The organism is Novipirellula caenicola (assembly GCF_039545035.1).
Lineage (GTDB): Bacteria > Planctomycetota > Planctomycetia > Pirellulales > Pirellulaceae > Novipirellula > Novipirellula caenicola.
The window spans coordinates 20,396-33,536 of sequence record NZ_BAABRO010000008.1; the positions used below are offsets into that span (position 1 = coordinate 20,396).

Annotated in this window: 11 protein-coding genes; 6 read left to right on the forward strand and 5 right to left on the reverse strand. The window is 56.4% G+C overall.

Features of this window, described 5'->3' with window-relative positions; genetic code table 11:
• Positions 1–7 precede the first annotated feature (7 nt).
• The 3 genes from ABEA92_RS16290 to ABEA92_RS16300 all read left to right on the forward strand — a co-directional run bounded on the left by ABEA92_RS16290 (position 8) and on the right by ABEA92_RS16300 (position 4,343).
• Positions 8–2,995: a serine/threonine protein kinase gene (locus ABEA92_RS16290; protein ID WP_345684906.1), complete on the forward strand. Its 2,988-nt coding sequence runs from the start codon at positions 8–10 to the stop codon at positions 2,993–2,995.
• A 126-nt stretch (positions 2,996–3,121) separates the two neighbouring features.
• Positions 3,122–3,514 carry a hypothetical protein gene (locus ABEA92_RS16295; protein WP_345684907.1) on the forward strand — a complete coding sequence of 131 codons (393 nt, stop codon included), beginning with the start codon at positions 3,122–3,124 and terminating at the stop codon, positions 3,512–3,514.
• A 106-nt stretch (positions 3,515–3,620) separates the two neighbouring features.
• The gene (locus ABEA92_RS16300; RefSeq protein ID WP_345684908.1) at positions 3,621–4,343 is read left to right on the forward strand and encodes a 3-keto-disaccharide hydrolase; all 723 of its coding nucleotides are present in this window, start codon (positions 3,621–3,623) and stop codon (positions 4,341–4,343) included.
• A 72-nt stretch (positions 4,344–4,415) separates the two neighbouring features.
• Here ABEA92_RS16300 and ABEA92_RS16305 read toward each other — a convergent pair whose 3' ends face one another.
• The gene (locus ABEA92_RS16305) at positions 4,416–5,405 is read right to left on the reverse strand and encodes a DUF1559 family PulG-like putative transporter (RefSeq protein WP_345684909.1); all 990 of its coding nucleotides are present in this window, start codon (positions 5,403–5,405) and stop codon (positions 4,416–4,418) included.
• Positions 5,406–5,653: 248 nt separating this feature from the next.
• Entirely contained in the window at positions 5,654–6,937 is a 1,284-nt protein-coding gene (locus ABEA92_RS16310; protein ID WP_345684910.1) for a HEAT repeat domain-containing protein, read from the reverse strand.
• Positions 6,938–7,248: 311 nt separating this feature from the next.
• Here ABEA92_RS16310 and ABEA92_RS16315 point away from each other — a divergent pair, with 311 nt between their 5' ends.
• Entirely contained in the window at positions 7,249–8,130 is an 882-nt protein-coding gene (locus tag ABEA92_RS16315) for a phosphoadenylyl-sulfate reductase (RefSeq protein ID WP_425572449.1), read from the forward strand.
• A gap of 16 nt (positions 8,131–8,146) precedes the next feature.
• On the forward strand, positions 8,147–8,572 hold the full coding sequence (locus ABEA92_RS16320; protein WP_345684912.1) for an Rrf2 family transcriptional regulator: 426 nt from the start codon (positions 8,147–8,149) through the stop codon (positions 8,570–8,572).
• A gap of 47 nt (positions 8,573–8,619) precedes the next feature.
• Here ABEA92_RS16320 and ABEA92_RS16325 read toward each other — a convergent pair whose 3' ends face one another.
• The 3 genes from ABEA92_RS16325 to ABEA92_RS16335 all read right to left on the reverse strand — a co-directional run bounded on the left by ABEA92_RS16325 (position 8,620) and on the right by ABEA92_RS16335 (position 12,295).
• The gene (locus ABEA92_RS16325) at positions 8,620–10,365 is read right to left on the reverse strand and encodes a flagellar basal body P-ring protein FlgI (protein WP_345684913.1); all 1,746 of its coding nucleotides are present in this window, start codon (positions 10,363–10,365) and stop codon (positions 8,620–8,622) included.
• A 274-nt stretch (positions 10,366–10,639) separates the two neighbouring features.
• Entirely contained in the window at positions 10,640–11,038 is a 399-nt protein-coding gene (locus ABEA92_RS16330) for a nucleotide pyrophosphohydrolase (RefSeq protein ID WP_345684914.1), read from the reverse strand.
• A 24-nt stretch (positions 11,039–11,062) separates the two neighbouring features.
• Positions 11,063–12,295, reverse strand: coding sequence for an FG-GAP-like repeat-containing protein (locus ABEA92_RS16335; RefSeq protein ID WP_345684915.1), 1,233 nt, complete (start codon positions 12,293–12,295; stop codon positions 11,063–11,065).
• A gap of 305 nt (positions 12,296–12,600) precedes the next feature.
• Here ABEA92_RS16335 and ABEA92_RS16340 point away from each other — a divergent pair, with 305 nt between their 5' ends.
• A complete protein-coding gene (locus tag ABEA92_RS16340) occupies positions 12,601–13,107 on the forward strand; it encodes a MaoC family dehydratase (RefSeq protein WP_345684916.1) in 507 nt (168 codons plus the stop codon).
• Positions 13,108–13,141 lie beyond the last annotated feature (34 nt).

Consider the following 13,141-nt stretch of genomic DNA (forward strand, 5'->3'; position numbering starts at 1 on the left):
ATCTTTTATGGCTGATGAATCAATTCGAACGGATGCATCGACCATTCGTCGTGGCAAGGACGACGAATTGAGCGCCGGGGATGCGTCGCCCGAATCGAGTTTGATCAAGTCAGCAGAGATTCAAGAGATCGCCGAAGCGAGAACGGTCATCCGTGGCTCTTCGCGTGCTCACGCCGACGAATCGGCTTGGAATAAACTCGACCGAACGCCTGCCTCGGTCGCCAACGTCTTGCTTGGCAAGCGGTTAAACCACTTTTTGTTAGAAGACTTTATCGGCGGTGGTGGGATGGGGGCGGTGTTTCGCGCCCATGACGAACAGTTGGACCGGACCGTCGCGATCAAGGTGATCCCGTTTGTCGGAGATGACCCCGATCTGAAGCGTCGCTTTCGCAACGAGGCGCAAAGCGCGGCAAAGTTGGATCATCCGCGAATCGCCAAGGTATTCGATGTCGGTACCTACGATGATTGGCACTACATCGTTTTCGAATACATCCAAGGCACCAACATTCGCGACTTGGTTCATCGCGAAGGGGTGATGTCGGCCGATCAAGCGGTTTTCTATACCTGCCAACTTGCCGACGCGATCCAGCATGCTTCGGATCGCGGTATCGTGCATCGCGACATCAAGCCATCAAATGTGTTGATCGGCGATGGGCAAACCATCAAACTTGTGGACATGGGGTTGGCTCGGTCGGATAACTTCGAATTGAGCGAAGACATGACCGCCAGCGGTGTGACGCTGGGGACATTCGATTACATTTCGCCCGAACAAGCCAACGACCCGCGAGATGCCGACTTGCGAAGCGACATCTATTCGCTTGGCTGCACGCTCTATTTCATGCTGACCGGTCAACCGCCTTACCCGGGCGGCACGATGCTGCAAAAGCTACTGAACCATGGCAAAACGCCGCCGCCGGATGTGCGTCAATTGCGTAGCGAGGTGAGTGGTGATTTAGCGGCAGTGCTGCAGAAAATGTTGGCCAAGCGGCCCGAAGACCGCTATCAGACCGCGATCGATTTGATTGCCGATTTGCAAGAGGTGGCTCGTCGCGAAGGTTACGAGCGAGTGCAAACGTTGGGGCCAGTCACGGTCAATCAAAGTGGTCCACTGGTTCAACTGATCGAGCAACATGCGCCGTGGTTGGTTGCGTTTGCGTTGTTGTTGATCACCGCGGCGTGGTTGTATGTGGCATCGGATTTGGCACGAGACGATTTTGCGATCGTGGTGCCACAGCGAAATAGCGTGGTCAGTTTGTCGGTCCAGCGTCCGCCCGACGCGTTGCCCGAAAACGGGGCATTCCGACCGGCAACCCCGGCAGCCGGACAAAATGCGATTGGAAGTGACAACGCCGAGAACGCGGCTCAATCGTCCAAAGGTGCCGCGGCGGCGACGCCAAGTGCAGCCAACCGTGACGGAAGTACGATGGCGGTTGCATCCGATCGTGCGGCTGCCGATCCGCCTCGGATGCGAGACTTGCCGGTCCCCGAAGAACTCGGCGGTCCGGTGAGATCCGTCAACAGTACGAATGAAATGCTTGGCCCGGCGTCATCGGTGTCGGTGGGCGATCGGGCTGCGAGCGATCGTTCGCCTGGGGAGCGTCCAACCGAAGAACGTTCGTCCGGAGAGCTTCCCGCGGGGGAACGACCGGCGACGACACCAACCACGATCCGAACCGAGTCCAACGATCCGCCGGTAAGCGCGGTGCCCAGCACGGCCAATCCGCGAGCGATTCGGGTGAGTCTATCGATCTCGGGGTTGATTTCCGACGAGTATGACGGCGAAGACTATGCCTACGTTTCTTCGTTAGCAAAGGCGATCGAGTTGTCTGAGGAACTTGGCGTCGATCGTATTGAAATCGCAGAACCGATGATCCGCAGTGCTCCGGTCCAAATCGATCGCGATGGATTGGTGATCAGCTCGAGTGTAGGCGGCAGCATCGTGATGTTTGATTCATCCGATTTGCCGTCGATTCACTCGGTAACCTTGTTCGATATCGGATCCAATCGTATCGATTTGGAAGACTTGCACTTGGTGTGGTCGGTTCCCGTTTCATCGATGGGTGGGGGATGTTTGTTGTCGGTCAATGACAATCGACTCGTTCGTTTGACCGATTGCAGTTTGACGATCAAAAATCCAGTGCGTCATCCCGACGTCTACGCGATCAACGTGAGCACGCATTCCGAGGCAGCGGCGTATCAATCGTTGGGCCGAAGCCCCATGCTTGCCGGCCCACCCGAGTCCGCGGTTGCACCGTTTGCCAACGGAGACGCACTGTCGAGTGCCGTTGCGGCTACGGTGACCTCGGGACCGTTGCCGTTGGTTTCGATCGAGATGTACAACGTCTGCATTCGTGGCGAGATGACAATGCTGCACATGGATGTGGCCGCCGAGCTACAGATGCGATGGGAGAACGGGCTGTTGGCAGTCACCGGGCGGATGATTGATACGGCCGGGGCGGTCCGCCAACCGCCGCCATCGGCACGCCCGATTCAATTGTTGTTGGACCAAGTCATCGCGATGGCACCGCGAGGGTTGCTGCGGATGCGGTTGACGGCCACGGGCCCCTACCCGTTACCTGTGGATCGTGACGCGCGTAACTGTGTGTTCATCGTCAGCCCCGATGTCGCGGCGGTCGAAATCACGGGGCTGGATTCGCTTGAAAACGACCCGTCGCTGTTGATTTTGCGGGGAGAAGCGAACGCCTACGATACGCAGCCCGATTTGTCAGATCCCATGTTGCGGTTGATCGATTCGCAAGGCAACCAAGAGGTGGTGCGAATGGTCGATTTAAAGACCCAGTCACCAGACTGGGCGGAGGAGCGTTCCCCACGATGGGCGGTGGATTGGGCTTCGGGAAGCCTCAATACGCAGCCCACCAGCAGCTTGATGCCCAGCGATTTTCGTCAATATGGCTCGGTTATTAGTGGCTTTGACGAGCGGTCGTTGACGATTATGAGCCCTGCAGAAGTGGTCGAATTAGGCGAAGAAAATTGAGTTTGATTTGACTTTTGGTCCGATCTAGGACTTAATAGTGCATTGTGTGGCTGTATCAGCGGTCGCACATCCTGCCTCGCTCCATGCTAGAGCCTACCTTAAATATCAAATTCGCGGAGAAAATGAATGAAACGTTTGGCAATCTGTCTCGGTTTTTTGTGCTTGCTCATGACGCCAGCCATGGCGATTAGCGAATTTGGAAAGCAGTGGAAAAGCGAGTACCTCGGTGAAGGTGCCGATCCAGATTTCGTGAAAACGGGTAAGAAAGCCAATTGCTACGTTTGCCACGTGAAGGGTGAAAAGAAAGAAGAAGCCCGCAACGAGTACGGCAAGGCGATTCACGAGTACTTGAAAGCCGAAGATTTCCCCAAAGAGTACATCAAAGACAATCCTGAAGAAGCCAAGAAAAAGATCCTCGAAGGATTCAAGAAGGCTGCTGAACACAAGAGCAAGGACGGCAAGAAGTTTGGCGAAAAGATTAAAGAAAACAAGCTTCCCGCGACCGACGCCGGTCTGTAATCGCTACTGAAATCGTAGCCCTACCATTGATTGAGTTTTTCGCTTGCCGACCGTTTAAGTTGGCAAGCGTTTTTTTTTTGCTTCCCAACCATCACAAAAGTACACCATGAATCGGATGAAAAAGACGCTCGTCTCTCGATCGCTCAGCCTCGCAGTTGCCAACCTTGCAATCACCAGCCTGGTCTTGGCCAACCTTCTATTCACCAGCCATCTGGTCGCCGACGACGCGGTGACGGCGGACTCATCGGCTGCGGAAACCGAAACCGGTTTTGTTTCTCTATTTGACGGTCACTCGTTCGATGGATGGAAAAAGGCCGAAGAGAATCCCGAGGCGTGGGTGATCGAAGATGGCAAACTGGTTTGCAAGGGCAAACGTTGCCATCTGTTTTATGTCGGTGAGCAAGCGCCCTTCAAAAACTTTCATTTCAAAGCGGAGGTCATGACCACGCCCGGCAGCAACGCGGGCATTTACTTCCACACCAAATACCAGCCCACGGGATGGCCCAAGTACGGGTACGAGTGTCAGGTCAACGTGTCCCACCGCGACCCTAAAAAGACCAGCAGTTTGTACTCGGTCCAAGACGTTGCCGATCCTGGGGTGAAAGACAATCAGTGGTACACCCAAGAGATCATCGTCAAAGGTCGGCACATCGAATTGAAGGTCAACGGGCGGACGATGGTGGATTACACCGAGCCGGAGGACAAAGCCGCATTCTCAGGCGATTTTGAGCGGCGTTTGAATGACGCAGGAACGTTCGCCCTGCAAGCTCACGATCCTGAAAGTGTCGTCTATTTCCGCAACCTGCGAGTCAAAAAACTAGACGACTAGGTGTCGCAGTCGGACTGCGGCGAGTCGAGCCGCGGCCGGTGCAACATAAACGCTGATCAACAACTGCTGCGTTTACAGACTGCTGCTATCGAAGACTTCTTTGTCCGCCCGCGAACCGATCGCGTGGCGGACTTTGTCATCCAGGCTGTCGGTTAAAAATTTCACCGATCCGTCACAAAACAGCGTGACCACGCCACCGACATGAAAACTGCCCGCCGAAATCTCGAGCTCTTGTTTGGGGGCGATGTCGAGGTTCAATCGATGGTGCAGCGACATCAATGCCTCCGAGAAATCCGATCCGTTCGCTTTCCCTCTGCGGCGGTCAAATTGGGGATGGTAGACGGCAAAGTGGCTGCAAATATCGCACTTTGGTTCGTCGATAAAGCGTGTTTCGGCGCACAGGACCGTGTTGCTTAGCCCATCCAGAATCGCGGAAAACTTGATCGGGCCTGGCCAAGGCAATTTCGCCGGAACGTTCGGAGGATCGAGCGGGTGCCGTTCGAATTGCCCCACCTGCAGCACGCCGTTGCCCCGTTCCATCCCCAGGGACGACGAGGTCGAATAGCTGTCACGCACCACGTCGCTTCCGGAATTTCCCAGGTAGCTGTTCATCGCTCGGCCGACGTCGCTGCCATCGATTGCCAATCCATTGTTGTCAAACAAGAACGTCGGACCGGGCTCGGTGGGACATCGGTACATCGGCACCAACGTCGTCGCGAGTGTGATCATGTTTTTGCGATCTTCGAACGTCACCGCACCATTACGCATCGGCGGCACGATGTCCCACAACGCGTTTTGCTCGGCGAACGGCAAAATGTCGGTGGTCCAACTGTAGCCGTGACCTCCCTTGGCTCCCCACGGCAACGACTTGTACGCCGATTCATAGTTGTGGCATGCCAAGCCAATTTGTTTCAAGTTGTTCTGACACTGCATCCGCCTCGCCGCCTCGCGAGCCGCTTGGACCGCTGGCAATAACAATGCCACCAAGATCCCGATGATCGCAATCACCACTAGCAGTTCGATCAGCGTGAAACCGGTGGACGCAATCCACCCTGATCGCATCGATCTGTGTTTCCGCAGCGGTAGGGGGCGATTGGCTAACATTGCAGAATGGTAGGCAGAATGATTCGGTGGTTGTTAGGGGGGGATGCGACTCAGCTTGTAGTTTAACCAGATCCGTTGATTTAGGAGCCTGGCGAAACTTTTTTCACGTCTCGGCAGCGCGACGCCCGCCGGATTAGAACGCGTGATTGGCCCCAAAAGTCCCCTCTCTTTTTTTCGCGTGTGGGGTGGCAAGGGGAAGAGGCGGGTTAAGGGTCGCGTCGGAGGTCGCCGCTGCTACGCCCGAGTTTTGCCGCAAAGTACTTTCGCCACGCCAATTTGTCGTAGCCAAAATCGACATCGGGTTCGATCATTTTCAGTAGCGTCAAAACCGGAGGGTTCTCGAGATAGCGGGTGATCACCTTGGGTTTGCCTCCCATCGATAACCCGCCACCCCCACTGCTGCTCGATCCGACCTGCATCCCTGGTCCGGCGGCACTGGTTTCGGTGTGTTTGGTCACCAATGCATCAATGTAGGTTTGTGCCAATTCGGGTCTGGGAAAGTAGCTGAGTGCTCGCGCCGCCCGCAATACATCGCCATTGTCGGAACTGCCCAGCATGTTGACGTAGGTCGCCACGGCGGAACCGCTGCCGTATTGCTGCAGTTCCTCCATCGCGGCTTCGCGGATGACGTTGTCCGATTCTTGCACGCCCACCCGGACCAACGCTTCGACCGAGACCGAATTGCGGAAACGACCGAGGATTTCGACCCACAGCCGTTTAAAACGCTGGTTATGCTTGCCCTGCAGCAATTGTTTGGCGATCGCCGATGCAGCCAAGGGATCGTCGATCGCTTTGAGCGCCGCGATGGCTTCGTCCCCCTTGCTGCCGCCACGCACCGCGACGCGAATCAGCCGGTCGACCTCTTTGATCCACTTTTTTGAGTCGACGTTGCTGGCGTCTTGGATCTCTTCGATCGCCGCCGCCTCAGGCAACATCCACTTTCCCGCCACCGAGATCATGCCTCGCGATCGTTGCAGGTCGCTGTAGCGAATCCACTTTCCATCCTCGTCTTTGACATAATCCAATGCCGCGCGTGCCTTGCTATGCTCGGGATCAAAACGAATTGCCAACTGCATGTGAAATCGCTTGTAGGCGTCGGTGTTGTCTTTGATATTCGTGGCACACCAAATCGCCAATTTGTATTGCATTTCGGCATCGTCGCCCGCGATCGCCACGTTACGCAGGTATTCCCCTAATTTGTCAGACGAAACCACGCGTCGCACGCGACTTTGGGGGATCGCCACGCTGATTTCATCATCGACTGCGATGATGTCCATCTTTTTGTCATCCAGCCGCCGGACTTTGCCGCTAACGTGCCCCCCACCCGAAATTTCGACCGTGTCACCACGAAGCGACGTGGGCTCTGTCACCAAGCTGAGTGCGGCGATTGTCGCTGCGGCAAGGCTCAGACGCTGCAAGGAGCTCTGACGCTGTTGCAAGGGGCCCTGAGAGCTCGAATCTCGCTTGGTTCGCCGAATGAGTGCATGCATGGGAATTCGGGTGTCAGAAGAGGTTTGCAAAGTCGCCCGGCGTTTCGGGTGCCGGCAAAACAGCCGCGCCGATGTCGGACACATCCAGAGTCCTCCGGCAACTCCAAAGTTATCCGGTGAAATCGGCCGATGCCCCATTCTACACGCATGAAAGCATGCAGAGACGGCAATTTGTGCAGGTTCCCCGGGTTAGCGAAGCCTCGACCTCTGCTGCGGACGTGGTCGGACGCCACGAACCCGCAGAATCGTTCAATTCTGAACCCGCAAACGCCGACAATCATACTTGACTAAATAGATCATGTTTGTAGTATTTGGAAAACCAAGTCCTCAAAAAGCTGACTGAAATAACGATGTCTGCAGCCCACGCCCAGTCGTTCGGCCCCAAGTCGAGCTCACAAATGACCCAACCCAAAGCCACCGATTCGAGTCCGTTACAGCTCTATTCGCTCGACTCGGGAGAGCCTCGCGGAGCGCTGGCTGCCGATCCGCCGCTTGAGCCAACCGATGCGTTGCTAGCGGAACTGCAGCGGGATAGCGAGTCGTTGGAAAAGGCGACGCCGCAAGAGATTTTGAAGTGGGCGGTCGACCGCTTTGCGCCTCATTTCACCATGGCGACGGCGTTTGGTCCCGAGGGGATGACGATCATTCACATGTTAGCCGAGATCGCTCCGGAAACGCCGATCTTTAATCTCGAGACCGGATACCAGTTTGCCGAAACGCTCGAGCTGCGCGAAACGGTCAAAAAACGCTACGGCATCGAAGTCGAATACAAGTATCCCAAGACCACGGTGCAAGAGTACGAGGCGGCCAACGGCGGGCCGGTCTACAAGACCGATCCAAACCGCTGCTGCTTTGATCGAAAATTAAGTGTGTTGCACGAAGCTGCCAAAGGTTGGCATGCCTGGGCCAGCGCGATTCGGCGTGACCAGAGCCCCGATCGTGCCAAGGCACCGATTGTCGGCTGGGATCGCAAGTTCCAATTGGTGAAGATCAGCCCGTTGGCGAATTGGACCAAGAAAGAAGTGTGGTCATTGATCACATCGGAAAACATTCCTTACAACCCGCTGCACGACCAAGGGTATCCGAGTGTCGGATGTCAACCTTGCACCCGAGCGGTGTTGGCTGGCGAAGACGAGCGTGCGGGACGTTGGGCAGGTTTTCAGAAAACCGAATGTGGTTTGCATTCGTCGTAAGTCGGAGGCCGGGAATATGGTTATTTCAGCACGTGTCCATTACGCCTGTCTCGCCATGCTCGAGCTCGCGATGCGAACCGAGGATTCCGCGCCGGTAGCGGTTCGCGAGATCACGGACTTGCATAACATTCCCGGTCCCTTTCTTGTCCAGATTCTGCGGACCTTGCGGACCGCCGGCTGGGTGCAAAGCGTTCGTGGCAGCCAAGGCGGGTATCGGTTGTCGGTCGATCCCAAGCAGATCACGCTGTTGGATGTGGCCGAAGCGATGGGATGTCAGGAAGGCCACAGCTGTGGTGCCGAGCATGCCACCGCGACTGATGAGGCGCTGCAGCAAGTTTGGGACAAGGCAAGCGAAGCATCCCGGAACATGCTCAGCAGCGTTCGATTGAGCGATCTGGTCGAGCAGTGTCGTCACGGCGAAGCAACGATGTTCTACATCTAAGCCGCTTCGCTAGGAAAACCACCCCGGACGACTTGATCGTCGCTGTGCTACTCGCTGGGCTGCGTCGTATCGGACTTGGACGCCGATTCCTCTTCGTCCATCTCGTCATGATGGTCGTCGCGGAAGTAGGTTCGCATTGAATGCGGCAACGGATCGATCGCCAATTGGTCCACCAAGAACCCTTTCTGTTTGGCTTCTCGCAGCACGGCGACCACATCGCCGTAACCGCCGCCGACTTCGGCGATGCCTTCGATCACCATCGCTAGCGAACTTGGAACGATCAAGCGACGATCATCCTGGCCGGCTTGAAAACGGCTGATGCGAATGTGTCCCGGTTTCTCGTCGTCATTCTTTAAGATCAATCCTGACGGACCCATCAGGAACGATTTGAGTTTCAGAGGTTGTGGGCGTCCCATCAGGACAATTTCAGGTTTCTCGCGTAGCGAAACGATCACGGCCGCCGGACCGTCGGGGGCGACTTCATAGATCCGGAACGTCGTGCCAACGACTCGGCCATTTAGATGTTGTCGACCATCAGGGCGGCGGCGAATGCTACAGAATGCACCGTAGCGTGTTTCCAGACTGCTTTCGTTCATCAAGCGAGCCAATCCGTCGATCGCTAGCTGTTGTTCCATCCCTTGCAGTGCCAACAGCGCCGGATGGCGAAACGCACTGGTTTGTATGGCCGCTTCGATCAGTGGATCAATCGCTTCGGGGCGATCGAGATAGGCCAACGCTTCGGCGGCATAGAAGCGGAGTTCGGGGTTGGTTGATTCAATGCCTTGCAGCAGCGTTGGGATCGCGCTGTCCCCCAAGCCTTCGAGTTGAAGTGCCGCGTCGGATGAGGTGGCGGGTTCGGACAATCGTTTGCCCAGGTTCACCAATCGAGTTTGTGTCGCCGAGGACTCAGGGGCGACTCCCAACGCGCGGACCACTGCCATCATGCGGCCGATGTTGTCGCGATAACGCGGATGCACTTCGACTTCGATGTAGTCGTCTTCGATCGCTTTGGCGATACCACGACGTGTGGTGCCATCGAAAAAGTAGAAACGTCGGTTGATGGCGTCGGTGATCGCCGAAGCCATTTTGACGTGCTGGAATTCAGGTCGCAGGATCAAACCGAGTTTGCGGCTGATCTGGATGCGGCCGCCGCCCAGGACTCGGCCTTCGAGACGGTAGGCGGCGTCGGTGGCCGGATCATGATCGGCACGCGTGAGCACCGGTCCGGTGCCAACGATCATCACCTCGCTCTGGCGTACGCTGCTCTGCAGGACTTGTTGATGACGCAGTCGCGATTCGAGCATCCAGCCGCCATGCAGGTCCGTCACTTCGGTTCGCGGAGGCGAGGTGATTTTGAGGTCGACGGGATCGCCACGACGGGCGCCCGGTGGGACGTAAGCACGCACGCGGACCAAGGCGGTTTCGTCGAGTTCGAGAAAATGGTTCGGGTCTTGGACCTCATGGCGACGCATCTCTTCGAGCAATTGATCGCGATAGATCGACGGGATCGCCGGAGCCCCCGTGCCCGCGAGTCCATTGATCGCGGCCACGCCATCGACTTGGATCGTGTTCATCCCCTGCACAATCGAAGCGTCGCGGATCAAATCCGGCGGCTTGGGGACCTTCATCAATTCCTTCAGACGCGCGTCCTTGTCGCTTTCGTCTGCACCGTTGGGCCAAAACGACGTGCATCCGCCCGCCGCAATCAAGGCACTGCAGAGGGTCATCAAGACGTGGATGCGAACACGCCCTGTGACGGAATTGGTAATGATTTTTGGCTTCCTGCCTTGCATCAGCTTACCCGGTGACAATCGAGAAATGAACTAGATGTGGTGGGTGATAGCTGACGATGCCACTTAGAAGCAATAGAAATGTGCCAAGGGCCGCTTCTCGGCTGAAAAAATGAAGGCCTCGCGTCGTCGTAGTGGAAGCCGTCAACGGCTTGTTGATTGAGTGACGTTTCCTGCGGCCAAGGGGTGTACGATGGACTTCCTAGTCCGTCGTATGACTATATCAACAGTCCGTCAGGACTTTCGATTTCCGCCATCCCACCGCCGCATTCTCGCGTTAGGACTGCAATTTCGGGTTGTCACGGTGTCGTGTCGCATCCCGCTGCGTCTTCTTGTCCAAATTACGCTGCAGAGCCTGGCTTAAATCGATCCCCGACTGATTGGCCAAGCAAATCGTGACAAACAGCACGTCAGCCAATTCGTCGCCAAGATCGCCCAACTCCGTCCCCGGTTTGCGAGATTGCTCGCCGCAGGTACGCGACAGGATGCGAGCCACCTCGCCCACCTCTTCGACAAGCTGGGCTAGATTCGTCATCTCATCAAAATAACGAACCCCAATCGTTTGAATCCACTGATCCACCTGCTGCTGCGCCTGGCGGATCGTGATCGAAGGCGTCTCGGGAAAATCCGACTCCGCAGACGAAGGGGCGGCCGAGGAGGGAGGGACAGGGCTCATCTTGTTGGGCTCAATTTATTGGGCTCACTTTGCTAGCAATACATAGGTACCACTTTTACCGGCGACCGCGATGTCAGTTTTGTCATCGTCGTTCAGCTTCGCGGTCACGATCTGCAGCCCGCACCCGACATGCCCTTCTTCGATCGTGTACCGCGTGAACGTCTTCGCTTTGGGGTTCCAGCGGTAGTAATACAAGCAAGGCATTTCGTTTCCACCTGGGTCGTTCCCATTGTGGCCGTAGTAGCGTTTGCCAGTGATCAGTTCGGCAGCACCATCGCCATCCAAATCGGCCCAAGCGAGCGTATGCGGTTGGCTGAAGCTGCGGTCGATTTCATGTTCGGTGAACTGGATCGTGCCATCGTCGTTAACGCCGGTGTTTTCTTTCCACTGCAATCCGTAGTTGTGTCCGTTGCCGTAGATCAAATCGTTGTCGCCGTCGTCATCCAAATCGACGACGATCATCGGGATGCTGGCGTGCAGTTCCCAGTTCTCGTGAAAAGTCCACTCGGTTTCCCAAATCGCAGATTCGGGCTGCTCGTACCATCCTTTGCCTGTCAGCACATCGAGACGCCCATCGCCATTGATGTCGCCGATGCCCATGCCGTGCGAATTGCCGTGGGGAGCCAACTGATGAGGGACGAACTCGTAGGCGGCTGGGGCTTCTTTGCTGGCTGGCTTGGATTTCTTGACCAATCGCCAAACCATCGTCGGCGCGTCTTTGGCCCAGCTGTTGACGATCCATTCGGGCACGCCATCCCCATCGAGATCGTGCATCAACTGCGCTTCGTTCTTCGAATTTTCGGTGTCGGCCAGCAGATGTTTGGGCCACATTTTTCCGAGTCGCAGCGCTTCGGGACCGGGATTTTCGTACCAATACACCTCGCTGGGCACAAACGAGCCGGCGATCACATCGAGTCGTCCATCGTCGTTGACGTCGAACAGGAAATCGCCGTTGCTTTGCACGTAGCCATTCCAGTCGTCAATTTGACGCAGCGGGCGTGCGGCCCAATCGACGGCAGAGAACCAGTATCGGCCCGCGACCAGATCGGTCTTGCCATCACCATCGATGTCACCGGCGGCGATTCCTTCGTTGGCATCCAACGCAATGCGTCGAGCTTGGAAGGTCGCTGCGGGGGATTCGGCCGCTGCGAAGCGAGGAAACGCGAACAAAACCGAGCCGAGAGCCGCGATTTTGAGTGCCACGAGCATGCTGGAAGCGACCGGGACGTGTTTTTTCAGGGGGAGCAATGGAAACACTTCTTCTCCGCAGATGGGTTGGGTTGGACAAGGGGTGGGGGTACGCTAGGAGGGATCGTCATCAAAAGAACGAATCGGAAGGGGGGATTTTAGCAGGCGAATTTGGGTTCCCATCCTGGGGACGAATAGTTTTCTCACCTGCTGTAATCCGATCGTCTTCCGCTGTAAAAGCGAGTTTTATTGTAATTGCTGCAAAGACGTCTTTTGAATTCGGTCATTTCACGGCATGATTATACGTTCATTCAACCCATGTGTGTGGGACCACCGCCCATGCAGGAACCCCTCAAGCCACATTCGAGCGATCGTTGAATCACATCACCGACACTAAGCCGTTATTTCTTGAGGACATGAAAATTGGCGACCGTTGGTCAAGCCCTTGGCGTGAAATCACAGCAGACGACGTTGCCGACTTTGCCCGTTTGACCGGTGATCACGATTCGTTGCATTGCAGCAACAGTTCGGCTTCGCCGTTTGGCGAACCGGTCGCTCACGGATTGCTAGGTTTGAGTGTGCTGGCCGGTCTAGGCAGCGATCATCCCAACGCCGCCACTTTGGCTTTGGTGGGGATTTCGGATTGGCAATTCGAAGCACCGATCTTCTTTGCCGACCGGGTCCAAGTGATCACCGAGGTGGTGCAGATCCAACAGCATGGGCGGCGAGCTGGTCGCGTGACCTGGCTGCGACAATTGGTCAACCAACACGGCCGAGTCGTCCAGCGTGGTAACTTCGTCACCCTGGTGGCGACCCGTTCACGGGCCCGCCACTTGAGCAGCGGAGAACACACCCAACGCGGTTCGCTGCCACCACGCTAGGCTCGCGATCGCTGGATCGCCCCCTTTCGACGGA